This window comes from Roseateles sp. P1_C6, assembly GCF_056406315.1.
Map to the genome: position 1 here is coordinate 33,217 of NZ_JBFUAK010000013.1, position 24,145 is coordinate 57,361.

At 70.0% G+C, this 24,145-nt stretch carries 26 protein-coding genes; 6 read left to right on the forward strand and 20 right to left on the reverse strand.

The annotated features are described in order from the left end of the window. Positions 1–56: 56 nt before the first annotated feature. The 7 genes from AC1D29_RS25885 to AC1D29_RS25915 form a co-directional block, all read right to left on the reverse strand. Entirely contained in the window at positions 57–941 is an 885-nt protein-coding gene (locus tag AC1D29_RS25885; RefSeq protein WP_477902951.1) for a cytochrome c oxidase subunit 3, read from the reverse strand. Positions 942–980: 39 nt separating this feature from the next. Then, on the reverse strand, positions 981–1,223 hold the full coding sequence (locus tag AC1D29_RS25890; RefSeq protein ID WP_477902953.1) for a DUF2970 domain-containing protein: 243 nt from the start codon (positions 1,221–1,223) through the stop codon (positions 981–983). Further along, on the reverse strand, positions 1,220–1,819 hold the full coding sequence (locus tag AC1D29_RS25895; protein WP_477902955.1) for a cytochrome c oxidase assembly protein: 600 nt from the start codon (positions 1,817–1,819) through the stop codon (positions 1,220–1,222). The genes AC1D29_RS25890 and AC1D29_RS25895 overlap by 4 nt, the downstream gene beginning before the upstream one ends. 1 nt (position 1,820) lies before the next feature. Continuing rightward, entirely contained in the window at positions 1,821–1,937 is a 117-nt protein-coding gene (locus tag AC1D29_RS25900) for a cytochrome oxidase small assembly protein (protein ID WP_369820572.1), read from the reverse strand. After that, positions 1,937–3,589 carry a cytochrome c oxidase subunit I gene (gene ctaD, locus AC1D29_RS25905; protein WP_477902958.1) on the reverse strand — a complete coding sequence of 551 codons (1,653 nt, stop codon included), beginning with the start codon at positions 3,587–3,589 and terminating at the stop codon, positions 1,937–1,939. Before ctaD ends, AC1D29_RS25900 begins: the two co-directional genes overlap by 1 nt. A 27-nt stretch (positions 3,590–3,616) precedes the next feature. Next, positions 3,617–4,792: a cytochrome c oxidase subunit II gene (gene coxB, locus AC1D29_RS25910; protein ID WP_477903269.1), complete on the reverse strand. Its 1,176-nt coding sequence runs from the start codon at positions 4,790–4,792 to the stop codon at positions 3,617–3,619. A gap of 170 nt (positions 4,793–4,962) precedes the next feature. Beyond that, positions 4,963–5,883 carry a class I SAM-dependent methyltransferase gene (locus tag AC1D29_RS25915; protein ID WP_477902960.1) on the reverse strand — a complete coding sequence of 307 codons (921 nt, stop codon included), beginning with the start codon at positions 5,881–5,883 and terminating at the stop codon, positions 4,963–4,965. Between the two features lie 23 nt (positions 5,884–5,906). Between AC1D29_RS25915 and AC1D29_RS25920 the strand changes: the two genes are divergently transcribed. Together AC1D29_RS25920 and trmL are read left to right on the forward strand one after the other, a co-directional pair. Continuing rightward, complete coding sequence (locus AC1D29_RS25920) at positions 5,907–6,662, forward strand: ComF family protein (RefSeq protein WP_477902962.1); 756 nt, start codon at positions 5,907–5,909, stop codon at positions 6,660–6,662. 24 nt (positions 6,663–6,686) lie between these two features. Further along, positions 6,687–7,157: a tRNA (uridine(34)/cytosine(34)/5-carboxymethylaminomethyluridine(34)-2'-O)-methyltransferase TrmL gene (gene trmL / locus AC1D29_RS25925; RefSeq protein WP_477902964.1), complete on the forward strand. Its 471-nt coding sequence runs from the start codon at positions 6,687–6,689 to the stop codon at positions 7,155–7,157. Positions 7,158–7,162: 5 nt separating this feature from the next. On the opposite strand, the gene AC1D29_RS25930 is transcribed toward trmL, so the two are convergent. The 4 genes from AC1D29_RS25930 to AC1D29_RS25945 all read right to left on the reverse strand — a co-directional run bounded on the left by AC1D29_RS25930 (position 7,163) and on the right by AC1D29_RS25945 (position 9,504). After that, entirely contained in the window at positions 7,163–8,161 is a 999-nt protein-coding gene (locus AC1D29_RS25930; protein ID WP_477903271.1) for an NAD(P)H-dependent glycerol-3-phosphate dehydrogenase, read from the reverse strand. A gap of 67 nt (positions 8,162–8,228) precedes the next feature. Continuing rightward, positions 8,229–8,702: a protein-export chaperone SecB gene (gene secB / locus AC1D29_RS25935; protein WP_477902966.1), complete on the reverse strand. Its 474-nt coding sequence runs from the start codon at positions 8,700–8,702 to the stop codon at positions 8,229–8,231. A 119-nt stretch (positions 8,703–8,821) separates the two neighbouring features. Next, the gene (grxC, locus tag AC1D29_RS25940) at positions 8,822–9,082 is read right to left on the reverse strand and encodes a glutaredoxin 3 (RefSeq protein WP_477902968.1); all 261 of its coding nucleotides are present in this window, start codon (positions 9,080–9,082) and stop codon (positions 8,822–8,824) included. Positions 9,083–9,093: 11 nt separating this feature from the next. Continuing rightward, positions 9,094–9,504 carry a rhodanese-like domain-containing protein gene (locus AC1D29_RS25945; RefSeq protein WP_477902970.1) on the reverse strand — a complete coding sequence of 137 codons (411 nt, stop codon included), beginning with the start codon at positions 9,502–9,504 and terminating at the stop codon, positions 9,094–9,096. Between the two features lie 90 nt (positions 9,505–9,594). On the opposite strand from AC1D29_RS25945, the gene gpmA reads away from it, so the two are divergent. Continuing rightward, positions 9,595–10,338 carry a 2,3-diphosphoglycerate-dependent phosphoglycerate mutase gene (gene gpmA, locus AC1D29_RS25950; RefSeq protein ID WP_477902972.1) on the forward strand — a complete coding sequence of 248 codons (744 nt, stop codon included), beginning with the start codon at positions 9,595–9,597 and terminating at the stop codon, positions 10,336–10,338. Here the strand turns inward: gpmA and AC1D29_RS25955 are convergent. After that, positions 10,323–11,285: a glycosyltransferase family 9 protein gene (locus tag AC1D29_RS25955; protein WP_477902974.1), complete on the reverse strand. Its 963-nt coding sequence runs from the start codon at positions 11,283–11,285 to the stop codon at positions 10,323–10,325. The two genes, gpmA and AC1D29_RS25955, sit on opposite strands and share 16 nt — an antisense overlap. A 57-nt stretch (positions 11,286–11,342) precedes the next feature. Here AC1D29_RS25955 and AC1D29_RS25960 point away from each other — a divergent pair, with 57 nt between their 5' ends. The 3 genes from AC1D29_RS25960 (at position 11,343) to AC1D29_RS25970 (ending at position 13,111) form a co-directional block, all read left to right on the forward strand. After that, positions 11,343–11,966, forward strand: coding sequence for a DUF4254 domain-containing protein (locus AC1D29_RS25960; protein WP_477902976.1), 624 nt, complete (start codon positions 11,343–11,345; stop codon positions 11,964–11,966). After that, positions 11,963–12,715 carry a hydroxypyruvate isomerase family protein gene (locus tag AC1D29_RS25965; protein ID WP_477902979.1) on the forward strand — a complete coding sequence of 251 codons (753 nt, stop codon included), beginning with the start codon at positions 11,963–11,965 and terminating at the stop codon, positions 12,713–12,715. The genes AC1D29_RS25960 and AC1D29_RS25965 overlap by 4 nt, the downstream gene beginning before the upstream one ends. A gap of 63 nt (positions 12,716–12,778) precedes the next feature. Beyond that, a complete protein-coding gene (locus tag AC1D29_RS25970) occupies positions 12,779–13,111 on the forward strand; it encodes a CU044_2847 family protein (protein WP_477902981.1) in 333 nt (110 codons plus the stop codon). Here AC1D29_RS25970 and AC1D29_RS25975 read toward each other — a convergent pair. The 8 genes from AC1D29_RS25975 to AC1D29_RS26010 form a co-directional block, all read right to left on the reverse strand. Further along, positions 13,086–17,510 (reverse strand): nSTAND1 domain-containing NTPase, encoded by a 4,425-nt coding sequence (locus AC1D29_RS25975; RefSeq protein ID WP_477902983.1) that lies wholly within the window; start codon positions 17,508–17,510, stop codon positions 13,086–13,088. The genes AC1D29_RS25970 and AC1D29_RS25975 overlap by 26 nt on opposite strands. A gap of 4 nt (positions 17,511–17,514) precedes the next feature. Then, a complete protein-coding gene (locus tag AC1D29_RS25980; RefSeq protein WP_477902985.1) occupies positions 17,515–19,551 on the reverse strand; it encodes a CHAT domain-containing protein in 2,037 nt (678 codons plus the stop codon). 89 nt (positions 19,552–19,640) lie between these two features. Continuing rightward, on the reverse strand, positions 19,641–20,363 hold the full coding sequence (locus AC1D29_RS25985; RefSeq protein WP_477902987.1) for a lysophospholipid acyltransferase family protein: 723 nt from the start codon (positions 20,361–20,363) through the stop codon (positions 19,641–19,643). Then, positions 20,360–21,670 carry a dihydroorotase gene (locus tag AC1D29_RS25990; protein ID WP_477902989.1) on the reverse strand — a complete coding sequence of 437 codons (1,311 nt, stop codon included), beginning with the start codon at positions 21,668–21,670 and terminating at the stop codon, positions 20,360–20,362. The genes AC1D29_RS25985 and AC1D29_RS25990 overlap by 4 nt, the downstream gene beginning before the upstream one ends. Further along, positions 21,667–22,629 carry an aspartate carbamoyltransferase catalytic subunit gene (locus AC1D29_RS25995; RefSeq protein WP_477902991.1) on the reverse strand — a complete coding sequence of 321 codons (963 nt, stop codon included), beginning with the start codon at positions 22,627–22,629 and terminating at the stop codon, positions 21,667–21,669. The genes AC1D29_RS25990 and AC1D29_RS25995 overlap by 4 nt, the downstream gene beginning before the upstream one ends. Beyond that, positions 22,629–23,114, reverse strand: a complete 486-nt coding sequence (pyrR, locus tag AC1D29_RS26000) for a bifunctional pyr operon transcriptional regulator/uracil phosphoribosyltransferase PyrR (protein WP_477902993.1) — start codon at positions 23,112–23,114, stop codon at positions 22,629–22,631. The genes AC1D29_RS25995 and pyrR overlap by 1 nt, the downstream gene beginning before the upstream one ends. Then, positions 23,111–23,509, reverse strand: a complete 399-nt coding sequence (gene ruvX / locus AC1D29_RS26005) for a Holliday junction resolvase RuvX (protein ID WP_477903273.1) — start codon at positions 23,507–23,509, stop codon at positions 23,111–23,113. The genes pyrR and ruvX overlap by 4 nt, the downstream gene beginning before the upstream one ends. Beyond that, positions 23,509–24,087, reverse strand: coding sequence for a YqgE/AlgH family protein (locus AC1D29_RS26010; protein ID WP_477902995.1), 579 nt, complete (start codon positions 24,085–24,087; stop codon positions 23,509–23,511). The genes ruvX and AC1D29_RS26010 overlap by 1 nt, the downstream gene beginning before the upstream one ends. Positions 24,088–24,145 lie beyond the last annotated feature (58 nt).

Sequence of the window (24,145 nt, forward strand, 5' to 3'; positions counted from 1 at the left end):
GCCGCCAACAAAAAAGCGCCGCTTTCGCGGCGCTTCGTTCTTTGGTGCCTGCCGACTTACATCCAGTAGACGACGACGTACAGGCCCAGCCAGACGACGTCGACGAAGTGCCAGTACCAGGCTGCGCCCTCGAAGCCGAAGTGGCGCTCGGGCGTGAAGTGGCCCTTCATCAGGCGGATGGTGATGAACAGCAGCATCAGCGCGCCCACGCAGACGTGGAAGCCGTGGAAGCCGGTCAGCAGGAAGAAGGTGGAGCCGAACACGCCGGACGTGAGCTTGAGGTTGAGCTCGGTGTAGGCGTGGTGGTATTCGTAGGCCTGGAAGCCCAGGAAGGTGGCGCCCAGCAGCACGGTGATCCACATCCAGGCGATGGTCTTGCCGCGTTGGCCGGCGATCAGCGCGTGGTGCGCAATCGTCAGCGTCACGCCCGAGGTGAGCAGCAGCGCGGTGTTGATCGTCGGGATGGGCCAGGGGCCCATCGTGCTGAAGGCCTCGACGGTGCCGCCCGGTGCGGCGGTGAAGCCTGGGGCCGTGCTGGGCCAGATGGCCTTGAAGTCGGGCCACAGCAGCGCGTTCTCCAGGCTGCCGAGTTCGGGCACCGATTGCACGCGGGCCCAGTACAGCGCACCGAAGAAGGCGGCGAAGAACATCACCTCCGAGAAGATGAACCAGCCCATGCTCCAGCGGAAGGAGACGTCGATGCGATCGCTGTACAGGCCGCCCTCGCTCTCGCCGATGGCCTGGCGGAACCATTGCTGCAGCACGAAGGCCCACAGCGCCAGCCCACCGAACAGCGAGTACATGCCCCAGCCGTGGCCGTTGACCCATTGGCCGGCGCCCAGGATGACGAAGAACAGGCCGGTGGCGGCCAGCACCGGATGCCGCGAGGGCGCCGGGACGAAGTAGTACGGGGTCTTGCCCGGGGTAGTCGTTGCCGACATGTTGTTCTCCTCGTTCTGAACCTTGTTGCGACCGCGCCGTCAGGCCGCGGCCACGCCACTGCCGATGACCCAGCGGACCAGCAGCACCAGCATCAATACGAACACGGCCGCGCCAAGCACGCCCGCAATCACCACATGCACCGGGTTGAGCTTGGCCATGTCCTGCTCATGATCCCTGCCCCGGCGCACGCCGAAAAAACTCCAGGCCACGGCCGAGATCGTCTGGCGCAACGAGGCCTTGCGGCCCACGGCGTCCTTCAGGTCCTGGCCCGGCTTGCTCACAGCGCGGCTCCCTTCGGAGCCTGGCCCAGCTTCACACCCCCCTTGCCCGCCACCTCGAAGAAGGTGTAGGACAGGGTGATGGTCTTCACATCCTTGGGCAGCTTGGGATCGATGACGAACACGACCGGCCACTGCTTGCTCTCGCCCGGCTTCAACGTGTACTCGTTGAAGCAGAAGCATTCCAGCTTGTTGAAATGCGCGCTCGCCTGCATGGGCGCATAGCTCGGGATGGCCTGCGCGGCCATCGTGCGGTCCTGCGAGTTGCGGAACTCGTACATCACCTGGGTCAACTCGCCCGGGTGCACCGTCAGGTGGCGCACCGCCGGCTTGAAGTCCCAGGGCCCGCGCGCATTGGTGTCGAACTCGACCGTGATCTCGCGGCTGTAGTCGACCTGGCCATTACCGTTGGCGAGCCCCTTGTCGCCCAGCGCCGTCTGGCGCTCCGCCAGCGACAGCACGTTGATGCCGAGCGCGTTGCAGATCGCCTTGTAGAGCGGCACCAGCGCATAGCCGAAGCCGAACATCAGTGCGACGACCACCGTCAGCTTCATGACGAGCTGGCGGTTGTCGCGATGCAGGACGGCGAGAAGACGCATGTCAGTGGGCGAGCAACACCATCTTCGTGACGAAGCCGATGCCGAAAACCAGCGCAATCGACAGCAGGATCAAGCCCAGCCGGCGGTTGGCCTTGCGCTGTTCGGGCGTCATGGCCATCAGCCGATGATCTTGGTGGCCGAGGCGTCCAGCTTGGGCGGCTCCTCGAAGGTGTGGAACGGCGCCGGCGACGGCACTTCCCACTCCAGGCCTTCAGCGGCTTCCCACGGCTTCTGCGGGGCCTTCGCGCCCTTGCCGCGCATCATCGGCACGACGATGAACAGGAAGAAGTAGACCTGCATCAGGCCGAACCAGAACGCGCCCACCGAGGCGATGGCGTTGAAGTCGGCGAACTGCATCGGGTAGTCGGCATAGCGACGTGGCATGCCGGCCAAACCCAGGAAGTGCATCGGGAAGAAGGTCACGTTGAAGGCGATCAGCGAGCCCCAGAAGTGGATCTTGCCGCGCGTCTCGGAGTACATGACGCCGGTCCACTTCGGGCCCCAGTAATAGACGCCGGCGAACAGCGCGTACAGCGAGCCGGCCACCAGCACGTAGTGGAAGTGGGCCACGACGTAGTAGGTGTCCTGCAGCTGGATGTCCACCGGCGCCATCGCCAGGATCAGGCCCGTGAAGCCGCCCATCGTGAACACGAAGATGAAGCCGACGGCGAACAGCATCGGCGTCTCGAAGGTCATCGAGCCGCGCCACATCGTCGCCAGCCAGTTGAAGATCTTCACGCCCGTGGGCACCGCGATCAGCATGGTCGCGTACATGAAGAACAGCTGGCCCGTCACCGGCATGCCGGTGGCGAACATGTGGTGGGCCCAGACGATGAAGGACAGGATGGCGATGGAGGCCGTCGCGTACACCATGGACGCGTAGCCGAACAGGCGCTTGCGGGCGAAGGCCGGCACGATCTGGCTGACGATGCCGAAGGCCGGCAAGATCATGATGTAGACCTCGGGGTGGCCGAAGAACCAGAAGATGTGCTGGTACATCACCGGGTCGCCGCCGCCTGCGGGGTTGAAGAAGGCGGTGCCGAAGTGGCGGTCGGTCAGCGTCATCGTGATGGCGCCGGCCAGCACGGGCATGACCGCGATCAGCAGGTAGGCCGTGATCAGCCAGGTCCACGCGAACATCGGCATCTTCATCAGCGTCATGCCGGGGGCGCGCATGTTGAGGATGGTGACGATGATGTTGATGGAGCCCATGATGGACGAGGCGCCCATGATGTGCATCGCGAAAATGCCGGCGTCCATGGACGGGCCCATCTGCAGCGTCAGCGGCGCGTAAAGCGTCCAGCCCGCGGCGGGGGCGCCGCCGGGCATGAAGAAGCTGCCCACCAGCATGATGGCCGCGGGGATCAGCAGCCAGAAGCTGAAGTTGTTCATCCGCGCGAAGGCCATGTCGCCCGCGCCGATCTGCAGCGGGATCATCCAGTTCGCGAAGCCGACGAAGGCCGGCATGATCGCGCCGAACACCATGATCAGACCGTGCATGGTCGTGAACTGGTTGAAGAGCTCGGGGTTGAAGAACTGCAGACCCGGTTGGAACAGCTCGGCGCGGATGCATAGCGCCAGGATGCCGCCCACCATCAGCATCGCGAACGAGAACAGCAGGTACAGCGTGCCGATGTCCTTGTGGTTGGTCGCGAACACCCAGCGGCGCCAGCCGCTCGGTGCATGGTGGTCGTGATGATCGTCGTGGTGGTCGTGGGCATGGCCGTCATGGCCGCCGTGAACGCCGTGGGGGGGGAGCACTGCACTCATGTGATTTCCTCTGATTCGGCGTTCGGATTACTTGCGGGCGGTCAGCACTTCGGCCGGCTGCACCGTCTGGCCCGTCTTGTTGGACCAGCTGTTCTTCGTGTACGTGATCACCGCGGCGATCTCCGTGTCGCTCAGCTGCTTCCACGCCGGCATGCCCTTGTCCATGCGGCCGTTCAGCAGCACCTGGATCTGCTCCAGATGGCTCTCGGCCAGCACGACGGGTGACTTGTCCAGCGCCTTGATCGGACCGGCGCCGCTGCCGTCCGCCTTGTGGCAGACCGCGCAGTTGGCGGCATAGACCTTCTCGCCACGGGCGATCAGGGCGGCCTGCTCCCAGACCTTGCTCGGGTCATCGGCCTTGGCGGCGATTTCCTTCTTCTTGCCATCCACCCATTTGGTGTAGTCCTCGGCGGACACGACCTTCACGTGGATGGGCATGTAGGCGTGCTCCTTGCCGCACAGCTCGGCGCACTGGCCGTAGAAGTCGCCGAGCTTCTCGGCCTTGAACCAGGTGTCGCGCACGAAGCCGGGGATGGCATCCTGCTTGACGCCGAAGGCCGGCACCATCCAGGCGTGGATGACGTCGTTGGCCGTCGTGATGATGCGGATCTTCTTGTCCACGGGCACGACCAGCGGGTTGTCGACCTTCAGCAGGTAGTTGTCGACCGGCTCGGGCTTGCCGGAGTCAGACGACTCGCGCTGAGCGGTGTCCAGCGTCGCAAGGAAGCCGATGCCCTCGCCTTCGCCCTTCAGGTAGTCGTAGCCCCACTTCCACTGGTAGCCGGTGGCCTTGATGGTCACGTCGGCGTTCGTCGTGTCCTTCATGGCGACGACCACCTTGGTGGCCGGCAGCGCCATGCCGATGACGATCAGGAAGGGAATGATGGTCCAGGCGATCTCGACGGCCACGCTCTCGTGGAAGTTGGCCGACACCGCGCCCTTGGATTTGCGGTGCTTGAAGATCGAATAGAACATGACGCCGAACACGGCGACGAAGATGACGACGCAGACGATCATCACGAAGTTGTGCAGCCACATCTGGTCGTGCGCGATGCGCGTGACCGGCTCGTGCAGATTGAGCTGATTGACGCCGGGGCCGCCCTTGAGGTCGTTCACCGCAAGGGCCGGGCCTGCTGCCAGAGCCGCCGCTGCCGTGGCCCACTGGCCCCAAGCGCGTCGGGCGCTATGCACTCGTGCGTTCATCATCGTCATGGTTGTCACTTGGTTCTTTGAAGAGCGGCTCTTGCAATCTGCCGGGAGGCCGCAAGATCCGAGAGTCGGGCCGGGTTTTGCTACCAAACCTCTATGCGGCGCGGGATTTTAGCCCAGGGCTGCCCTGCGTCCGGGCTTGGGCGCCCTAGGGAAAACCGGCCCTAGACCTTGCGGCCGGCACGAAGCGAATCCCGCATCGCGTCCACCGACACCCGCGTCTCGGCCGCCATGCTCACCCGCGGTGCGGCCTTGAAGGCGTGGCCGAAGACCAGTTCCACCGTCAGCACCAGCCTCCCTTCAGCGTCGCGCAGCGTGTCCAGCTCGGCCAGCAGGCGGCGCTGCCAGCCGCGCCCGCGCAAGCCGGCAAAGCGTGTCGGGGCGACATTGCCACCCAGCGCGCGCAGGTCGGCCAGCAGGGTTTCCTGGCTGGCCCAGGTCAGGCGCAGACGCTCCTGGTCCATGACCGGATCGGCGAAGCCGGCCTTCAGCACCAGATCGCCGATGTCGTGCATGTCCCACCAGTCCGGCGCCGGCCGGCCCCAGCCATTGCGCGCGTACAGCGGGCGCAGCTCGACAAAGCTGTCCGGCCCCAGGCAGGAGAACATGACGAAGCCGCCCACGGCGATGCTGACCTGCCAGGCAGCGAGCAGCGCCGGCAGGTCGGCGCTGGCGTGCAAGGCCATGTTGGACCACAGCAGCTCGACCTCGGGGCGGACCGGCAACAGGTCGACCCGGCCCATGGAAGCACCGCGCAGCTTGCGCCACCAGTTCAGCGCGCGGTCCTGGGCGGCGCGCGCGGCCAGCAGCGGGTCGGCTTCGTGCCACAGCATCTCGGCGTTCGGGTAGGCCAGGCGCAGCAGCTCGGCGCTCGCGCCCAGCGCTGCCGACGTGTCCAGCACGCGGGCTGGCTGAAGCTTGATGAAGGGCAGGCGCTCGGCCATGCGGCGCGCGACCTCGGCATGCAGCCAGGGCGGCTGCCCGGCTTTCGCCAGCCGCCGGGCCTGATGGCGCAGCGCGGCCGCATCCAGGTCCTGAGGCCGCGGCCCCTTGTTTGAAGTAGGGGTAGCTGACGGCTCGCTCATGGGCCGGTCAGTATATTGAGCCGATGCCCGGGCGCCCGTTGGCGGCCGCCAAGCCCGCATTGATCGAGAAGGTGCTGATGCGCTGCGCCGGCCAATGTGCTGTCTGCCGCGCCTGGAGCCACCAGACCATCTGCGCCGACTGCCTGGCCTTGTACGCCCGCCCCCAGCCGCGCTGCTGGACCTGTGCCGCGCGGCTGCCGCTGGCGTTGCTGGGCCGGCCGCGGCCGCAGTGCGGGCGCTGCCTGCGCGAGCCGCCGCCGCTGGACCGCACGGTCGCCGCGCTGGACTACCACTTCCCGTGGGACGGCCTGCTGCAGCACTTCAAATACCACCAAGCGCTGGAACTGCGCGAAAGCCTGCTGGAGCGGCTGAACTCTGCGCTCAGCGCGGCCGAGGTCGTGGAGCCCGATTGGCTGCTGCCCGTGCCGCTGTCCACCGAGCGGCTGCGCGAGCGCGGCTACAACCAGTCGCATGAGCTGGCCAAGGCGCTCGCGCGGCGGCGCGGCTTGCGCTGCGAGCCCGAACTGCTGCTGCGCGTGCGCCACAACGAGCGCCAGGCCAGCCTGAAGCTGCAGGCGCGCGCGGCCAACGTGCGCGGCGTCTTCGCCGTCGAGCCGCTGCGCGCGGCGCGGCTGCGCGGCACCAGCGTGGCGCTGCTGGATGACGTGATGACCAGCGGCGCCACACTCTATGAACTGGCCCATGTGCTGCTGCAGGCGGGCGTCATGAGCGTGCAGGCCTGGGTCATCTCACGCACCCCTGAACCGGGCGATGAATGAACGCCGCGGGGATACTCCCGCCCCATGTTTCACATCGTCCTCGTCCACCCGGAGATTCCACCCAACACGGGCAACGTGATCCGGCTCGCGGCCAACACCGGCTGCAGCCTGCACCTCATCGAGCCGCTGGGTTTTTCGATGGAGGACCGGCTGCTGCAACGCGCCGGGCTGGACTATCACGAGTACGCCCGCGTGCAGCGCCATGCCGACTGGGCCGCCTTCGTCGCCGCCGAGTCGCCCGACCCGACGCGCCTTTTCGCGTTCACGACACGCGGCAGCCGGCCGTTCAGCGACGTCGCCTGGCAGCCGGGCGATTACTTCGTGTTCGGCAGCGAGACGGCTGGCCTGCCGCCCACGCTGCGCGACGGCTTCCCGCTCGATCAGCGCGTGCGGCTGCCGATGCGCGAGGGCCAGCGCAGCCTCAACCTCAGCAACAGCGTGGCCGTGGCCGTGTTCGAGGCCTGGCGGCAGAACGGCTACGCTGGCGGCGGCTGAGCCGTCTATTCGGGCCGGGCTTCACGCCCCATCAGGCGCTCGACCGCTTCGCCCACGCGCAGACGGCCTTCCAGCAAGTCCACCATGGCTTCGGTGATGGGCATCTCGACACCGGCCTCGCGGGCCCGCGCCAGCACCGTCGGCGCGCTGTAGACGCCCTCGGCCACATGGCCCAGCCGGGCCAGGATCTGCGGCAGCGCCAGGCCCTCGGCCAGCATCAGGCCGACGCGCCGGTTGCGCGACAGGTCGCCGGTGGCCGTCAGCACCAGGTCGCCCAGGCCCGACAAGCCCATGAAGGTCTCAACCTTGGCGCCTAACGCCACGCCCAGGCGCAGCATCTCGGCCAGGCCGCGGGTGATCAGCGCCGCGCGCGCATTCAGGCCCGGCGCGTCGGGTGCGGCGGCCGAGAGCCCGTCACAGACGCCGACCGCGATCGCCATGACGTTCTTCACTGCGCCGCCGACCTCGACGCCCACCGGGTCGTTGGACGTGTAGACGCGCAGTCGCTCGCCGTGGAAGGCCTCGACGGCCGCCTGCGCAAGCGCGGCGTCCTCGCTGGCCGCCACCAGCGCGGTTGGCCGCCCGGCGGCCACCTCCTGCGCGAAGCTGGGGCCGGACAGCACGCCCACGCGCATGCCGGGCTGCAGCTCACGCGCGATCTCATGGCCCAGCCGGCCGCTGCCGGCCTCGAAGCCCTTGCACAGCCACAGCACCCGGTGCGCCGACGGCAGCGCGGCCAGCGTCTCGCGCAGGCCGGACATGGGCGTCGCGACGATGGTCAGGCCGTTGGTCGCGTGCGCGATGGCCTCGTCGCAGTCAGCCGTCAGCGCCAGCGCGGCGGGCAGTTCGCTGTCGGGCAGATAGGCTGCGTTGCGGCGGCTTGCCCGCATCTGATCAATGGCCACGGCATCGCGGCCCCACAGGCTCACCGCGTGGCCGGCATCGGCGGCCTGGATGGCCAGCGCCGTGCCCCAGGCACCGGCGCCAAGAACGCTGATCTTCATCATGCGCAGAAGTGTCCACCAATAAAAACGCCCCGCTGGGCGGGGCGTCGTCGCAACAGCGAACCGCTCAGTTCACTGCCTGGCCGCCTTGCGCGGCGCGCTGCGCCTGCTGGGCTTCGAACATGGCCTGGAAGTTCACTTCCGTCAGCAGCACGGGCGGGAAGCCGGCGCGGGTGCAGACGTCGGACACGATGGCGCGCAGGTAGGGGTAGACCATCTGCGGGCAGACGATGCCCAGGATGCCTTCGACCTGGTCTTGCGGCACGTTGCGGATCTCGAAGATGCCGGCTTGCTTGGCCTCGACCAGGAACAGCGTCTTGTCGCCGACCTTGGTGTTGACGGTGGCCGTCACGCAGACTTCGAAGATGCCGTCGGTGACGTTCTCGGCCGACAGCGTCAGGTTGATGTCGACCTGCGGCTGCTGCTGCTCCAGCAGGATGTGCGGCGCGTTGGGCTGCTCCAGCGACAGATCCTTCAGGTACATGCGCTGGATCTGGAACACGGGGGTGCCTTCGGCGGCAGCTTGGATCTCGTCGGCCATGGGACTCTTCTTTCGAACGGAGCGTCAAACAAAAGCCCGCAAGCGGCGCGCTGCGGGCGGTAGCTGGATTATGGGCGAGGCCCCGTGACAAACCGCCCGGGGCTTGCCCGGGCTTGAAATCACGCCGCCTGGAGCAAGGGCAGCAGACCGCCCCGCTGATCGAGGGCGATCAGGTCGTCGCACCCCCCGACATGGGTGTCGCCGATGAAGATCTGCGGCACCGTGCGGCGGCCGGTCTTGCTCATCATCGCGTCGCGCTCGGTGGGGTTGAGGTCCACGCGGATCTCCTCGATCTGCTCGACGCCACGCTGCTTGAGCAGCATCTTGGCGCGCACACAGAACGGGCAGACCAGGGTCGTGTACATCTTCACGGAAGCCATCACCAAACTCCTTACGCGGCCTTTTCCACCGGCAGGTTGGCGTCGCGCCAGGCCTTCAGGCCGCCCACCAGCGGCTGGGCTTTCTCGTAGCCCAGCTTGCGCAGCACGCCCGCGGCGCGGCCGGCGCGTGCGCCCGTCGGGCACACCACCACCAGCGGCAGGGCCTTGTTGGAGGGCAGCGACTTGTGGCTCTCGATCTGGCCGAAAGGGATGTTGCGCGCGCCGACGACATGGCCCTTGGCGAACTCCTCGGGCTCACTGACATCGATCAGCACACCCTTCTCGCGGTTGACCAACTGCACCGCCTCCGCAGGGCTGACGCCCGCGCCTTGCGCGCCGGAGACCAGCATGGGCCACAGCAACAGGCCGCCGGAGAGCAAGGCGGCGACGACCAGAAACCAGTTCTCGATCAGGAAGTTCAAACAAGCATCCCGTGTGATTCAACGAAGCCGCCGATTATCGCCGGCCGCGGATAATCCCCTGCTTCCCACCTTCTTCTGCGTCTGTAGCCCATGTACAAGCTCGTCCTCATCCGCCACGGCGAATCGACCTGGAACCTGGAAAACCGCTTCACCGGCTGGACCGACGTGGACCTCACGCCCACCGGCGTGGAACAGGCCAAGACCGCCGGACGCCTGCTGAAGGAAGCCGGCTACGACTTCGACATCGCCTACACGTCCGTGCTCAAGCGCGCCGTCTGGACGCTGTGGCACTGCCTGGACCAGATGGACCGCACCTGGCTGCCGGTGCGCCACGCCTGGCGCCTGAACGAGCGCCACTACGGCGCGCTGCAAGGCCTGAACAAGGCCGAGACGGCCAAGCAGTACGGCGACGAGCAGGTGCTGGTCTGGCGCCGCAGCTACGACACGCCGCCGCCGGCGCTGGACGCGACCGACGCGCGCAGCGAGCGCGGTGACCGCCGCTACCGCGGCCTGGACGCCGAGGACATCCCGCTGACCGAATGCCTGAAGGACACGGTCGCCCGCGTGCTGCCGTTCTGGAACGAGACCGTCGCCCCCGCCATCAAGGGTGGCGAGCGCGTGCTGATCGCCGCGCACGGCAACAGCATCCGCGCGCTGGTCAAGTACCTGGACGGCATCGCCGACGACGCCATCGTGGGCGTCAACATCCCCAACGGCATTCCGCTGGTCTACGAGCTGGATGCTGACCTGAAGCCCATCAAGAGCTACTACCTCGGCGACGCCGAAGCCGCGGCCAAGGCGGCCGCTGCCGTCGCCAATCAGGGCAAGGCCTGATCCACGGCTGACTGGACCTCGTCGACGCTGGCCCAGCCGGGCGGGCGTCGCATCAGCGTCACGGTCGCCCCCCAGGGCGCCCAGCGCGCGGGGTCCACGGGGCCCCAGATGCTCAGCAGCCGTGCGCCGACGCCAGCGGCCATGTGGGCCGGCCCGGTGTCGTTGGCCACCACGATGCCGGCCAGCTGCAGCAGCGCGTTGTAGACGCCCAAGCCCACGCCGTTGAGCGGGATCGCATCGGGATAGAGCTGCTTCGCGCCGTCCACCTCGGCCGGGCCCGGCACGATGACGACCTGGCGGCCGGCTGCGTGCAGGCGGCGCACGAAGTCCGGGAAGGCCGGCCAGCTGCGGTCCAGGAACTCCACGCGACCGTTCGCGAACGGGCAGATCAGCACGAAGCGCCCGGGCACGACGCCTTGCGCCGCCAGCAGCACCCGCGCCTGCTCGCGCTGCGCCTCGCTGACCTGCATGCCGATGTCGGTCGGCGGCGCCTCCTGCACGCCCAGGAAGTCGCAGGCCAGCTCCCAGTACTCGACCAGCGTGTGCCGGCCTTCGCGTCGCGGCAGGCCGCGCCGCATCAGCCAGCTGCGCCCGTCGCCGGCATGGCCTTCGGCCTTCAGCCCGCCCAGGCGCGCATCCAGCGCGGCCGAGAAGGCATAGGGAAAGAGCAGCGCGTTCGAGCGCTGGTCGAATCCCGGGTCCTCGGCAAGAAAGCGGCGCCGCAGCTCACGCAATTGCGCGATGCGCTCACGCAGGCCTGCGGGCCGCACATGCACCGGCCAGCCCTCGGCCTCCAGCAGCCCGCGCGCCCAGCCCTTGCCCACCAGCTCCAGCCGGTAGCCGTGGCGCTCCAGCAGCCGCAGCGCCGGCAGGCTCAGCACCGTGTCGCCGACGAAGTTGCGCAGGCGCACGATCAGCGGTTTCGAGGGCGGGCGGGCTTCTATCATTTGCGGCTCAATCACAGTGGCGCGGATTCTGACCCGAGCCCAACCGTCCGCCTGCCCATGACGACCCTGCCCTCCTCGGCCGAAGTGATCGCCGCGCACGACGCGGCCCTGTCTACCCCGCCCGTGCCGGTCGAGGCCGACGACGTGCGCGGCTGGGTCGCCGTCAACCACTTCCACAACCGCAGCCTGTGGGCGCAGGAAGACCTGGCCCGCCGCACGCAGGCGCCGGACGCCGAGATCGTCGCCAACAAGCGCGCCATCGACCGCCACAACCAGGCCCGCAACGACGCCATCGAACGCATCGACGAGTTCCTGCTGAGCGCGCTGGGCCTGGTCGACCCGGCCACGCTCGCCAGCGCCCTGCCCCGCTCGACGGTAGCGCCGGGCGCGCGGCTGAACAGCGAGACAGCCGGCTCCATGCTGGACCGCATCTCCATCCTGGGCCTGAAGGTCGCCGCGATGCGCGAGCAGACCTTGCGCACGGATGTCGACGACGCGCACCGCCAGGCCTGCGGCGAGCGGCTGCAGCGCCTGCTGCAACAGCGTACCGACCTCGGCAGCTGCTACGACGAGCTGCTGGCCGACGCCCAGGCCGGCCGGGCCTACTTCAAGGTCTATCGCCAGTTCAAGATGTACAACGATCCGCGGCTGAACCCGGCACTGGTGGCGGAGGCCAGGTGATCGCGCCTCGCTTCGCGGCCAACCTCGACTGGCTGTACCCGGAGCGCACCTACCTGGACCGCATCGCCGCCGCGCGGGCCGATGGCTTCACGGCCGTCGAACTGCAGCAGCCGCACCTGCACGACCACGCCGCGTTGCAGGCGACGCTGACGGGCCTGCGCGTCGTGCTGATCAACGCGCCGGCGGGCGACTGGGCCGCTGGCGAACGCGGCTTCGCGGCGCTGCCGGGCCGCGAGGCCGAGTTCCGCGACACCACGCTGCGCGGGCTGGACCTGGCCGCGCGCCTGGGCGCGGCGCGGCTGCACCTGTTGTCGGGGCTGGCCGAGGACTCGCCCGCCGCCCGCGACACCTGGCTGGCCAATCTGCGCTGGGCGGCCGAGCAGACGACGCTGCCGCTGGTCGTGGAGCCCATCAACCGCCGCGACATGCCGGGCTACTTCCTGCACCGCCAGGCGCAGGCGCTGGCCCTGCTGGCCGCGCTGGACAGCCCGCGCGTGCAACTGCAGCTGGACCTGTACCACTGCCGCGTCGCTGAAGGCGAATCGCTGAGCCACCTGACGCGGGCGCTGGACCTGGGCCGGCTGGGCCATGTGCAGGTCGCCGGTGTCGACGGCAGACATGAGCCGGTGGCCGACGAGTACGCAGCCGAGTTCGATCTGCTGAACGAACGCCGCTGGCCAGGTGCCATCGGCCTCGAATATCGGCCACACGGCGACACCTCGGCCGGGCTGGCCTGGCTGAACCCCTGACCCGCTGGACGCTCGCCCGCCGGCGTCGCACACTGCGCGCACCGTTCAGTCAGGGAGAAAGCCATGTCCTCTCGTGCCGTAATCATCGATGGCGTGACGCTGTGGGTGGAGGTCGACGACGAGGTGCTGCCGGCAGCGCCGGGCGCGCCGGGCGGCCGCCCCGGCCTGGTCGAGCGCGGCGCCGTGGCGGACCGCGTGCGCGACATCGGCGGCGACCTGCGCGGGCTGCTGGGCAGCATCACCAAGCCCGTGCGCGAGGCGCTGGAGCAGGCTCAGCCCGAGGAATGGAGCATCGAGCTGAACCTGGGCTTCAAGGGCGAGGCCGGCATCCCCTGCCTGACCAAGGGCGAGGCCAACGGCTCCGTGAAGATCACGGCGAAGTGGAAGCGGGGCTGAGGGCGCGCCCGCGCGCCTTGGCCTGGCGGCAGGCCGCCTCGTCCATCAGCAGCTGGCAGCGCTCCGCATTGCCAAAGCGTGCGGCAACCGCCAGGCGGGCCGATTCCAGCAGCGCCGCGCCATCGGCCGGTACCAGCCGGCCGTCGTCGGTCAGCAGATAGCCGCCACCGCCGGTCAGCTTGGCCGTGCGCAGGTCGTAGAAGCGGCTTTCCAGCCGCAGCGCGCCGTCGGCCAGCCGGTAGACGCGCAGCCGGTCGCTGTCGGAGAAGCTCAGCGCCAACGACTGCCCCTGCCGGTCGAATTCCCAGCGGTCCGGCTGGCCCTCGCCTTCCAGCAGCACGCGGTCCGGCGCATCCAGCCGGCGCACCTGCCAGCGCCCTTCGTTGAAGCCATAGGCGTAGCTGTTGCTGGCATCGATGCGCATCCAGCCCGGCAGGCTGCCGCGCGGGCTGCCGGTCGTGACGTCGCGCAGCTCCCAGGCCGTGCGCGCCGAGGCTCGCACGGCCAGCACGCTGCCGGCCGCCCCCACCGCCACGGTGCCGGCCGGCACCGACACGCGGGGCGCGTCGGCGGCGCGCAGATCCCAGAGTTCGCCGGCCGCCCCCGTCGCCGGCGTGACCAGCAGCGCGCGGCCACGGCCCAGCAAGCTGACCGCCCAACCGCGCGGCGCCGGGAACTGCCAGCTGCGTTCAAGCTGGGCCGCATCGCCCACCACGCGATAGACCTCCACGGTGGCCTGGCCGTCGGCCACCCGGCGCGCCATGAAGCGCCCGCCCTCGCCCAGCACGATGCCGATGCCCGGCGCCCGCATGCCGGGCCGCACCGGCTCGGCCTTCTCGGGTGGGTCTGCCAGCCGCAGCACCACGCGCTGCGCGGCGGCCGCGTAGACCGCCTGGCCACCGTCTTCATGGAGCAGGTACAAGCCATCGACGCTGGTCATGCGGCCCACGCAGGGCGAAGCCGCCGGTGCCGCCTGGCCTTGGCGCAGGTCGTACACCAGCACCTGCGTGCCCAGCGTGTCCGCATCGGCGTCCGGCTCCGGCCGGGCTCGCACCGCGGCACCACCGCGCCGGTCGCAGCGTGACTGCGCCTGCAGCCAGCGCCCATCGCGGCTGATGGAGAAGGCGCGCAGCTCCTGCGACACCGGCGACGCAAACTGCCGCACGACCCGCCCACTGGTCGTCTCGCGCAGCTCATAGCCCTTGGACGAGGCCACCGCGCCGCGGGTGATGAACCAGCGGTCGTCGTCGCTGACCCACAGCACGCCGTTGCGGCCGGCCAGTTCGCGCGTCGTCGCGCCCAGGCCGTAGACGCGCACCGAGCCGTCCTGCCCCTTGATGGCCAGCCGCTCGCCGGTGTCGCTGATGGAGATGACGTTCTCGTAGTTGGGCTTCTCCGACAGGTCGAAGGCCGCCTGCAGGCGCAGCGTGCGGCCGCTGTTCAGCTCCTCGACGATGGCCTCGTTGGTGGCCCGCTGCAGCTTGACGACGTAGCGCCCGCGCGGGCTCACCACCACGTCGTCGACGGCCGCCGTCTGGCGCAGCGCTTCCACGTCACCGCCCCCCGCCAGCGTGGCCGCGTCCTGCACGCACAGGTTGGACAACGTCAGCACGCTCATGCGCATGCCGCCGGCGGCGTAGACCACCTCCGAGCCGTTGCAGGTCCCGCCCAGCAGCGTCTTGGGCACCGGGTCGAAGCCGTCGGCGGCCGGCGCAAAACGCAGCGCCTGCAGCTGCGGCTTCTCGGCCGTGGGCACCAGCGCGACGACCAGCGCCTGGGTCGCGTCGAACATGGCGGCCGACATGCGCGGCTGCCCGTCCTGCTGGTAGGCCAGCCGCGGCTTGCGGTCCGCCAGGCTCCAGACCTGCAGCGAGCGACCATCGCGCGACACGGCGGCCAGCCAGCGCCCGTCGTCGCTGACGGTCAGGCGCGCCGCGGCAAACTTGGGTTCCAGCGCGCGCAGCGCGGCCTCGCGCCGCCACAGCCAGACGGCATCGCCGCCGGCGATCGCGACGTCACCGCCATCGCCCACGTAGAGGACCTGTTGGACGCTGCCGGCCGCCAGCGGCCACGAGCGGTTGCGCTGCGGCTGGCCGCCGGCGTCGAGGTCCCATTCGGACAGCTGGTGCTCGGTCGCCACCAGCAACCGGTCGCCGCGCGGGTTCAGCGCCAGCACGCTGTCGGCGCCGGGCTGCTCCGGCCGCAGCCGCTGTTCGGCGCGGCGATAGCGCAAGGCCTCGATGACCAGCGGCGCCACGCGCGGCACCAGCTTGGGGTCACGCCGCACGGCCTCGCTGGCGTAGAACACCGCCAGCTCGGCATCGTTGTCGACGCTGCCCTCGGCTTCGGCCATCAGCCGCACCGACTCCGAGCGCTGCAGCTGGGTGGTCGCGCGCGCCTGTTCGGCCTGGGCGGCCGACGCTGCCGCCGCTGCCGCGGCGGCATCGGCCTGGGCCTCGGTGGTGATGCGGTCGGCGTCGAACTGCGCCTTGCGGACGCGCTCGTTGGCCTCGCTGATCAGCGCGCGTTGCGTGGTCTCCGCGCCGGCGATCAGCTTCTGGGCCTCGTCCTGGGCCTTGCGCTTGGCGCGCTCCGACCCGAGCAACGCCAGCCCGGCGGCCGCCACCAGCAGCAGCGCCGCCGCGGTGACCGCCCCCAGCAGCGCCAGCCGCGACCGGCTGACCTGCTGCGCCGCGCGCGCCTCCTGCTCGGCCAGGTTCACGCGGCGCTCGGCCTCCTCAACCCGCTGGTGCTCCAGCGCCTGCTCGTTCTCGACGCTCTTGGCCAGGTAGTTGCGCTCCACCTCGCTCATGCCGGCCTGGGAGATCTCGTCGACCGCCTGGCGCAGCGCCAGCCCGCCGAGCAGGAAGGCCGCGTCGAACCCCGCCTCGCGCCATTTCAGCGCCTGCTTGCGCAGGAAGGCGCGTCGCTCGCGTTCGTCGCGACGCTCGCTGAACAGCGCTTGCAGCAGGTCCCAGTTGCGCAGCAGCGCCTCGTGCGCCACTTCCACCAGGTCGTCGCCCGCCTGCTCGCGCCGCGTGACGCGCAGCAGCCGCGCCTGCTCGAAGCGCTGCACGACGCGGTCGATCACGTTGGCCTCGCCCACCTCGTGCAGCCGACGCCGGCTGACGCGGTTGCGGAACACGGTGACGCCCTCGCCCTGGCGCGACAGCGCCAGGAACAGGTTGGCCGTGGTCTGCTGCTGCTCCGGGCTCAGCTCGGCATACAGCGCCTCGGCGGCCACCGTCATCGCGCGGCGCGGGCTGCCCACCGCATGCAGCGCGTCCAGCGGAATCAGGTTGCCACGGCGGCGGTCCCACAGCGCCATCAGGCTGAACTGCAGCAGCGGCAGGCCGGCGTCCTCGCCGACGACGCTGCGGATCAGCTCGTCCACGACGCCGTCCTGGAACTTCAGGCCCACGCGCTGGGCCGGCCCCTCGATGGCCTCGCGCAGCTGGCCGGAGTCCATGGAGACCAGCGGGAAGGCCGCGGCGCCGTAGCGGCGGTTGAGGTCGGGGTATTCGCGCGCCAGCTGGGTGTCGACGTCGTTGCGCATCGTCAGCACCAGGCGATGCGGCGGTGCATCGCCATCGACCAGGGACTGCAGCGCGGCGACGAAGGCATTGAAGTCGGCCGCGTGGTCGGCGCTGCGCAGCGTCATGACCTCCTCGAACTGGTCCACGACCAGCACCGTCGGCGTGTCGCCCACCAGCTCGCGCAGCGCGGCCGGCTGCTCACGCAGGCGGGTCAGCCAGGCCTGCACCTCGGCGTCGCTGCCGCCCTCGGGCAGCAGCGCGGTGACCAGGCTGTGCAGCGGCATGGCACCCGGCACCAGCGCGGCCGGGTAGCGCCAGCCGGCGCTGCCGTCCAGCGCGCCGCTGCGCAAGGCGGGCAGCAGGCCGGCCAGCACCAGCGAGCTCTTGCCGCTGCCCGAAGCGCCGGTGACGACGAGCAGGCGCTCGGTCTGCAGGCGCTGGACCAGCGCCTGCACGCGCTCGCCCCGGCCGAAGAAATTGGCCGCGTTGCGTTCGCCAAAGGCCTCCAGGCCGACGTAGGGGCAGTCGGTCTCGTCCAGCTGCGGCATCAGCGCCGCGTCGTGTGAGGCCAGCTGCGGGCGCGGCATGTCCAGGTTGGCGCTGTAGCAAAGGCTGGCCCAGTAGTCGAGCAGGCCCTGCGCCGCGCGGCGCTCGCGGCTTTCGTACAGGTAGGCGCCGCCTGCGGTAGCGCGGCGCATGAACTCGCGCAGCGGCTCCATCATGGCGATCAGGCAACCGCGTTCCTTCGCCTCGTCGTCCGCCGCGCTGGCCGGCGCCACCTCCCCGGCGTCGAAGCATTCCAGCAGCACCTCGTGGGCCTGCTGGAACTCCGCCAGCGTCTGGTAGGGGCGTTCGTCGCTCATGGCCTCACCCGTGGCGGCCCGGCAGCTGCGCCTCGGCCTGCACGATCATGCGGTTGCACAGCTGCTTGAAGTCGGCATCCACCGTGTAGAAGCCGTAGTCGAAGTCGTCGCACAGCGCGTCGAAAGCGTCGCGCGCGCCGGCCTCGTCCTGCGCCGCGACCGACTGCGCCAGGCGCTCACCCGACTCGCGCAGCTTGTCCACGTCGGCAATGCTCCACAGCGGCAGCAGCTTGCCCAGCTGCACCGTCAGCGGCCGCTGCTGGCGGCGCAGCTCGCGGAAGCGGTCGGCCTCGGGCGTCTTGCGCACCACCGCCAGGCAGTTGTCCAGCGCCTGGCACTGGCTGTGCAGCATCGCGTGCCGGCGCAGCTGGTCGCCCAGCTGGTGCAGCTCGTCGATGGCCGCGGCGGTCAGCTGGCGGCTCAGCGGCAGCTCGCGCAGGTACTGCACCATGCGCTCGATCTCCAGCCGCTGCGCCAGCGAACTCATCCACGTGTCCACCCGCACCGGCTGCGTCGACAGCAGGCTCTCGAAGGCCGCGATGGCGTCCTCCAGCGTGTCGGCACTGCGCTGATTGACGGCCTCGTCCAGCGTCGCCAGCGTGGCGTCGAACTCCTCGACGATGGCGGCCATCAGCGCCTCGTCGCAGCGGCGGTCGTCGGCAACGCGCTTGAGGTCTTGCAGCCGCTTGCGCAGCTCCCGGACCAGGCTGGTGAACTCGCGCACCGTGCTGCCGCCGGGGAACTCGGCGCGGCGCAGCAGGATGAGGTTGAACTCGCGCGTGCGCACCGAGTGCAGCGCGTCGTGCACGCGCTTGTAGTCGTACAGCTCGGCCAGCAGCGCGACGACCGGCGACAGGCCGTCCGGCGTGGCCGCGGCAGCAACCGCGCGCTCGGCCACCAGCGGCGGCGGCACCGCCTCGGCACGCACCTTCAGGCCGTCCTCGCGCAGGTAGAGCACCGGCGTGGCGAAGTCGCGGCCGGTGTCGCCCTGCACGTCGCAGATCTCGATGCGGGCCTCGGCGACGGCCTGGTCCAGCGAGGCGCCGCGCGACCAGTTGTAGTAGAGCCGGCGCGAGAAGGCCAGCGCGCTGGCGTCATACACCGTGTACTGCATGCCGATGACGGCCGGGATGCCGGCGCGCGCCAGCGACGGCGCAATGCCGGCCCAGGCGCTGCGGCCGTCGCGCTGGGCCGAGCGGCAGGCGCCCAGCACGGCCAGCTGTATGCCCTTGTTGGCCAGGCGCAGCGCCATCTCGGCGGTGGGCCAGCGGTCGGTCGTGCCGTCGGCATGCTGCAGCAGCAGGCAGGCCTGGCCGCCGCCCTGCGCGTCGATGCGGAACTCGCCATGGCCGGCGAAGTGGAAGACGTCCGCGCCGGCCGTCAGCAGGTCGGCCAGCGCCTGGCGCGTGCCGGGCCCGCAATGGGCCAGCTCGATGCCTTCGACCTCATGCAGCGCCTCGCGCAGCTGGCCCAGCTCGCGCTCCACCTCCAGTGGCCGCGCCGGGTCGCGCCGGTCGGCCGGCTCGCACATCAGCGCCACCAGGCGGCGGGACGGGCCCTCGCGCTGCGCCGGGTTCAGCAACTGCATGCAGACCTCGCGGCGCACGACGGACAGCCGCGTGTTCAGCACCAGGAAGTCGCGCCGGTCGGAAGCGCCCGCGCCGGCACCGGCGCCGAAGGGCACGTGGGCCATCTCCCATGGCAGGGCGTCCAGCTCGACAGACTCGCAACGCAGCCGCAGCCGCAGGCCCTGGCTGGGCGCCAGCCGGGCCATGGACATCTGGAAGCAGCCGCGCGCCGCCGGCGGCAGCAGCGCCGCGCCAATGTCGCGGCCAAAGGCCACCATGGCCGGCCAGTCCAGCTCGCGGCGTTCCAGCGACCCGAGCCGCGCGCGCAGGCCCGGCGGCAGCGTCACCGGCTCGGCTTCGCCCAGCTCGCCCACGGGCGAGTTCGCCACCTGCACGCGCAGCCGTTCGCTGCCATCGGGCAGGTGTTCGTGGTCGAACAGGCGCAGGTCGAAATTGAGGTAGTTGGCGAGCATCCGCGTCACCGAGGTCGTGTCGACCCGCAGTGAACGGCAGGCTCAGGCGCGGCGCATCCCCAAACTGCAGGAGGCCCGGGCGTGAATCGTCAGCCCAGCCGCGTGCCGATGACGCCGCGCAGCGTCTCGCCGAGCGCGCGCCGGTCCTGGCCGTGCGTGGCCACGCCCGGCAGCAGCTGCAGATCCAGCCCCAGCCCTCGTGCCGACGCGATGCGCCACAGGCTCTGCACCAAGGTCGTGCTGCCTATGAATTGCGCCGCCGCGCTGAAGCGCTGACCCGGCTCGTGCCAGCGCAAGACGACGGGCAGCACCGGCGCCTCGGTGGCAATGGCGGCCTGCAGCAGGTTGGCGTGGAAGGGCAGCAGCTCGGGGCCGGCGCCGGTCGTGCCTTCCGGGAAGACGGCCACGCAGTCGCCGTTCGTCAGCGCCTCGGCCGTCTGGTGCACGACACGCAGCGCGTCACGCTTGCTGGTGCGCTCGATGAACAGCGTGCCCGCGCCCACGACGAGCGCGCCGACCACCGGCCAGTGTTTCACGTCGGCCTTGGACACGAAGCGGGCCTGCGGCAACACGGCGTGCACGGCGGCGATGTCCAGCCAGGAGACATGGTTGGCGACCAGCAGATGGCCGCCGGACCGGGCCTGGCCCGACACCGTCAGCGTGATGCCGAGGATGCGCAGCGTCTTGGCCGACCACCACTGGATGCGTTCATGGCGCTGCTCGGCCGTCATGCGCTCGAAGCGCGTGCGCACGATCCACAGGCCGTGCAGCACGTGGGGCGTCAGGCGCGCCAGACGCCAGAGGGCTCTCATGCGGCCGGGGCTTCGTAGGCGATGTGGCCCGCGACCAGCGTGGTCCGCACGCGCGCCGGCAGCTCGAAGCCGCTGGACGCGAACGCGAACGGCGTGTGCTTGCCCTGGCTGGCGAGCTTCTCAGGCGTGACGGCCCAGCTGGCGCCGGCGTCGAACACGCAGACATCGGCGACGCCACCTTCGACCAGGCGGCCGGCGCTGGCGGCCAGCGAACCGAGCGCGCTGCCCAGCACGCGCACCGGCTCGGCGGTGACAACGGCCAGCGCGCGCTGCAGCGGCAGGCCAGAGTCCTGCGCCCAGCGCAGGCTCAAGCTGAGCAGCAGCTCCAGCCCTGTCGCCCCCGGCGTGGCCTCGGCGAACGGCACGGCCTTCTCGTCGGTGGTGACGGGCATGTGGTCGGACACCAGCGCGTCCAGCGTGCCGTCGGCCAGGCCGGCGCGCAGCGCATCGCGGTCGCGGCCCTGGCGCAGCGGCGGCGTCAGGCGCATGGCGGAGTCGAAGTAGCCGATGTCCACGTCGCTGAGGTGCAGCGAGTTGATGGACACATCGGCCGTGACCGGCAGGCCCTCCTGCTTGGCCGCGCGCACCAGCGCCACACCCGCGGCGCTGGAGATGCGGCACAGGTGCACGCGGGCGCCGGTGGCGCGCACCAGCTCGAAGATGGTGTGCAAGGCCACCGTCTCGGCGCTGACCGGCACGCCGGACAGGCCCAGCCGCGTCGCGACCGCGCCGCTGGCGGCCACGCCGCCGCCCAGGTAGGCGTCCAGCGGGCGCAACCACACCGTGTAGCCATAGGTGGCCGCGTACTGCAGCGCGCGGCTCAGCACCAGCGTGTCCTTGATGGGCACCTCGGCCTGCGAGAAGCCGATGCAGCCCGCCTCGGTCAGCTCGGCCATCTCGGTCAGCGCAGCGCCTTGGAGCTGGCGCGTCAGCGCGCCCAGCGGGAACAGCCGGCAGCGGCTCAGCTTGCGGGCGCGGAACTTCAGCATCTCGACTAGGCCGGGCTCGTCCAGCACCGGGTCGGTGTCGGGCGGGCAGACCAGGCTGGTCACGCCGCCGGCCGCGGCCGCCGCGAGTTCGCTTTCCAGCAGGCCTTCATGCTCGTGGCCGGGCTCGCGCAGGCGGGCGCACAGGTCCACGAGGCCGGGCGCGACGATGAGGCTGGTGGCGTCCACGGTGCGGTCGGCGCCGAAGTCGGCCACGTCACCCAGGTGCACGATGCGGCCGTTGGCGATGGCGAGGTCGCAGACGCGGTCGAGGTTGGATGCCGGGTCGATCAGCCGGCCGCCTTTGATCAGGATCTTCATGCTTCGTTCCCGGCGAGGATGGCCATGACAGCCATTCGGACAGCGATGCCGAATGTCACTTGGGGCAGGATCACGCTGCTCTTGCCGTCGGCCACTTCGGACGCGATTTCCACGCCGCGGTTGATGGGCCCCGGGTGCATGACGATGGCGTCGGGCTTGGCCAGCGCCAGCTTGTCCGGCGTCAGGCCGAAGTGCTTGAAGAACTCGCCGCTGCTGGGCAGCATGCCGCCGTTCATGCGCTCGTTCTGCAGGCGCAGCATGATGACCACGTCGGCGCCCTTCACGCCCTCGGCCATGTCGTGGCAGACGCGCACGCCCATGTCGCGCAGGTCGCCAGGCACCAGCGTCTTAGGTCCGACGGCGCGGATCTCCGGCACGCCCAGGATGTTCAGCGCGTGGATGTCGGAGCGGGCCACGCGCGAGTGCACGATGTCGCCGACGATGGCCACCGTCAGGTTGCGGAAGTCGCCCTTGAAGTGCCGGATCGTGTACATGTCCAGCAGCCCCTGCGTCGGGTGCGCGTGGCGGCCGTCGCCGGCGTTCACCACGTGCACATGCGGCGCGCAGTGCTGGGCGATGAGGTGCGGCGCGCCGCTCTCGCTGTGGCGCACGACGAACATGTCGGCGTGCATGGCGCTGAGGTTGGCCACCGTGTCCAGCAGCGTCTCGCCCTTGGCGGTGGAGCTGCGTGCGATGTCGAGGTTGATGACGTCGGCCGAGAGGCGCTTGGCGGCGATCTCGAAGGTGGTGCGCGTGCGCGTGCTGTTCTCGAAGAACAGGTTGAACACCGACTTGCCGCGCAGCAGCGGCACCTTCTTGACCTCGCGGTCGTTGACGGACAGGAAGCTGCCGGCCGTGTCCAGGATCTGATCGATGACCGCGCGCGGCAGTCCTTCGATGGACAGCAGGTGGATCAGCTCGCCGTGCTTGTTGAGTTGAGGGTTGCGTTTGCTGAGCATCACTTCACCTCGAATGCGAATCGGCCATCGTCGGTGCGAGCCAGGCGCAGATGCTGGTCTGCGGCCAGCGTCACGCGCGCCGCCGAGAACGCCGGCTCGATGGGCAACTGGCGACCGCCACGGTCCACCAGCACCGCGAGTTGCACGCTGGCCGGGCGACCGAAGTCGAACAGCTCGTTGATGACGGCGCGCGTCGTGCGGCCGGTGTAGAGCACGTCGTCGATGAGCAGGATGTCGCGGCCGTTGACGTCGAAGGGCAGCGTCGTGTGGTCGGCCTTGGCCAGGCCCCGCGAGCCGAAGTCGTCGCGGTGCAGCGCACTGGAGATGGTGCCGGCCGCGACGTTCAGGTCCGCCGCCAGCCGCTCGGCCAGCCAGGCGCCGCCACTCCAGATGCCCACCAGGGCGGTCTCCGGTGTCAGCAGGCGCTGCACACCGCGTTTGAGTTCGAGGTACAAGGCCTCGGCATCGAGCAGCAGTTCACTCATGGGTGTTCTCTAAAAAACTGTTCCAGGATCAGGGCGGCGGCAGCGGCATCGACATCGTGCGCGCCTTGGCCTTCAGCTTCGACGCTGGTGTAGCGCTCGTCCACCTCGAAGACCGGCAGGTGGTAGCGACCGGACAGCCGCCGGCCGAAGTTCTGCGCCTTGGCGGTCATCTCGTGCGGCGCGCCGTCCGGGTGGCGCGGCACGCCGATGACCAGCGCGTCGGGCGCCCAGGTCTCGATGAGGGCGGCAATGGCGTCGAAGTCGCCGCTCTTCAGCGTTCCGCGCGGTTCGGCGGCGCCCAACAGACGCGTTCCAGACGCCACACCAATGCGGCGGGTGCCGAAATCAAAAGCGAGGAAGGTCTGAAGCTGCGAGGGCGCCATCACGGCCGCCATCACGCGTGGCCCGCGTCCGAGCTGAGCATGCGCGGGTCGATGCCCAGCAGACCTAGCGCCTTCTCGTAGCGCTGCTCCACCGGCGTGTCGAAGATGATGGCCGGCGAGGCGTCCACCGTCAGCCAGCCGTTGCGGCCGATTTCTTCTTCCAACTGACCGGCGGCCCAGCCGCTGTAGCCCAGCGTGACGAGGATCTTGCGCGGGCCGGCGCCGTTGGACAGCGCCTCCAGCACGTCGCGGCTGGTGGTCATCTCCAGGCCGCCCGGCACGGCCAGCGTCGCGTTGTAGTGGCCGCCGGCCTCGTCCAGGGGCTCGTGCAGCACGAAACCGCGGTCGGTCTGCACCGGGCCGCCGTAGAACACCGGCGTGTCGGCCAGCGGGTCGGCGGGTGGGCTCAGCTCGACTTTCTCGAACAGATGACCCAGCGTCAGCGAGATGGGTTTGTTGATGACCAGGCCCAGGGCGCCGTTGTCGTTGTGCTCGCAGAGGTAGACCACCGTGCCTGCGAAGGCCTCGTCGGCCATGCCGGGCATGGCGATGAGGAACTGGTTGGTCAGGACGATCCGGTCGGCGGGCATGTGCGGCATTTTATTCGGGGCTCTCTGCGCTTCAGTTCTTTATCGCCTGGAGTGTGGG

What these genes read in the sequence shown, in the direction of transcription:
- AC1D29_RS25885 (WP_477902951.1), bottom strand. Translation starts at nt 941, where the DNA reads ATGTCGGCAACGACTACCCCGGGCAAGACCCCGTACTACTTCGTCCCG.
- AC1D29_RS25895 (WP_477902955.1), bottom strand. Translation starts at nt 1,819, where the DNA reads ATGCGTCTTCTCGCCGTCCTGCATCGCGACAACCGCCAGCTCGTCATG.
- AC1D29_RS25900 (WP_369820572.1), bottom strand. Translation starts at nt 1,937, where the DNA reads ATGGCCATGACGCCCGAACAGCGCAAGGCCAACCGCCGGCTGGGCTTG.
- ctaD (WP_477902958.1), bottom strand. Translation starts at nt 3,589, where the DNA reads ATGAGTGCAGTGCTCCCCCCCCACGGCGTTCACGGCGGCCATGACGGC.
- coxB (WP_477903269.1), bottom strand. Translation starts at nt 4,792, where the DNA reads ATGAACGCACGAGTGCATAGCGCCCGACGCGCTTGGGGCCAGTGGGCC.
- AC1D29_RS25915 (WP_477902960.1), bottom strand. Translation starts at nt 5,883, where the DNA reads ATGAGCGAGCCGTCAGCTACCCCTACTTCAAACAAGGGGCCGCGGCCT.
- AC1D29_RS25920 (WP_477902962.1), top strand. Translation starts at nt 5,907, where the DNA reads ATGCCCGGGCGCCCGTTGGCGGCCGCCAAGCCCGCATTGATCGAGAAG.
- trmL (WP_477902964.1), top strand. Translation starts at nt 6,687, where the DNA reads ATGTTTCACATCGTCCTCGTCCACCCGGAGATTCCACCCAACACGGGC.
- AC1D29_RS25930 (WP_477903271.1), bottom strand. Translation starts at nt 8,161, where the DNA reads ATGAAGATCAGCGTTCTTGGCGCCGGTGCCTGGGGCACGGCGCTGGCC.
- secB (WP_477902966.1), bottom strand. Translation starts at nt 8,702, where the DNA reads ATGGCCGACGAGATCCAAGCTGCCGCCGAAGGCACCCCCGTGTTCCAG.
- grxC (WP_477902968.1), bottom strand. Translation starts at nt 9,082, where the DNA reads ATGGCTTCCGTGAAGATGTACACGACCCTGGTCTGCCCGTTCTGTGTG.
- gpmA (WP_477902972.1), top strand. Translation starts at nt 9,595, where the DNA reads ATGTACAAGCTCGTCCTCATCCGCCACGGCGAATCGACCTGGAACCTG.
- AC1D29_RS25955 (WP_477902974.1), bottom strand. Translation starts at nt 11,285, where the DNA reads ATGATAGAAGCCCGCCCGCCCTCGAAACCGCTGATCGTGCGCCTGCGC.
- AC1D29_RS25960 (WP_477902976.1), top strand. Translation starts at nt 11,343, where the DNA reads ATGACGACCCTGCCCTCCTCGGCCGAAGTGATCGCCGCGCACGACGCG.
- AC1D29_RS25970 (WP_477902981.1), top strand. Translation starts at nt 12,779, where the DNA reads ATGTCCTCTCGTGCCGTAATCATCGATGGCGTGACGCTGTGGGTGGAG.
- AC1D29_RS25975 (WP_477902983.1), bottom strand. Translation starts at nt 17,510, where the DNA reads ATGAGCGACGAACGCCCCTACCAGACGCTGGCGGAGTTCCAGCAGGCC.
- AC1D29_RS25980 (WP_477902985.1), bottom strand. Translation starts at nt 19,551, where the DNA reads ATGCTCGCCAACTACCTCAATTTCGACCTGCGCCTGTTCGACCACGAA.
- AC1D29_RS25985 (WP_477902987.1), bottom strand. Translation starts at nt 20,363, where the DNA reads ATGAGAGCCCTCTGGCGTCTGGCGCGCCTGACGCCCCACGTGCTGCAC.
- AC1D29_RS25990 (WP_477902989.1), bottom strand. Translation starts at nt 21,670, where the DNA reads ATGAAGATCCTGATCAAAGGCGGCCGGCTGATCGACCCGGCATCCAAC.
- AC1D29_RS25995 (WP_477902991.1), bottom strand. Translation starts at nt 22,629, where the DNA reads ATGCTCAGCAAACGCAACCCTCAACTCAACAAGCACGGCGAGCTGATC.
- pyrR (WP_477902993.1), bottom strand. Translation starts at nt 23,114, where the DNA reads ATGAGTGAACTGCTGCTCGATGCCGAGGCCTTGTACCTCGAACTCAAA.
- ruvX (WP_477903273.1), bottom strand. Translation starts at nt 23,509, where the DNA reads ATGGCGGCCGTGATGGCGCCCTCGCAGCTTCAGACCTTCCTCGCTTTT.
- AC1D29_RS26010 (WP_477902995.1), bottom strand. Translation starts at nt 24,087, where the DNA reads ATGCCCGCCGACCGGATCGTCCTGACCAACCAGTTCCTCATCGCCATG.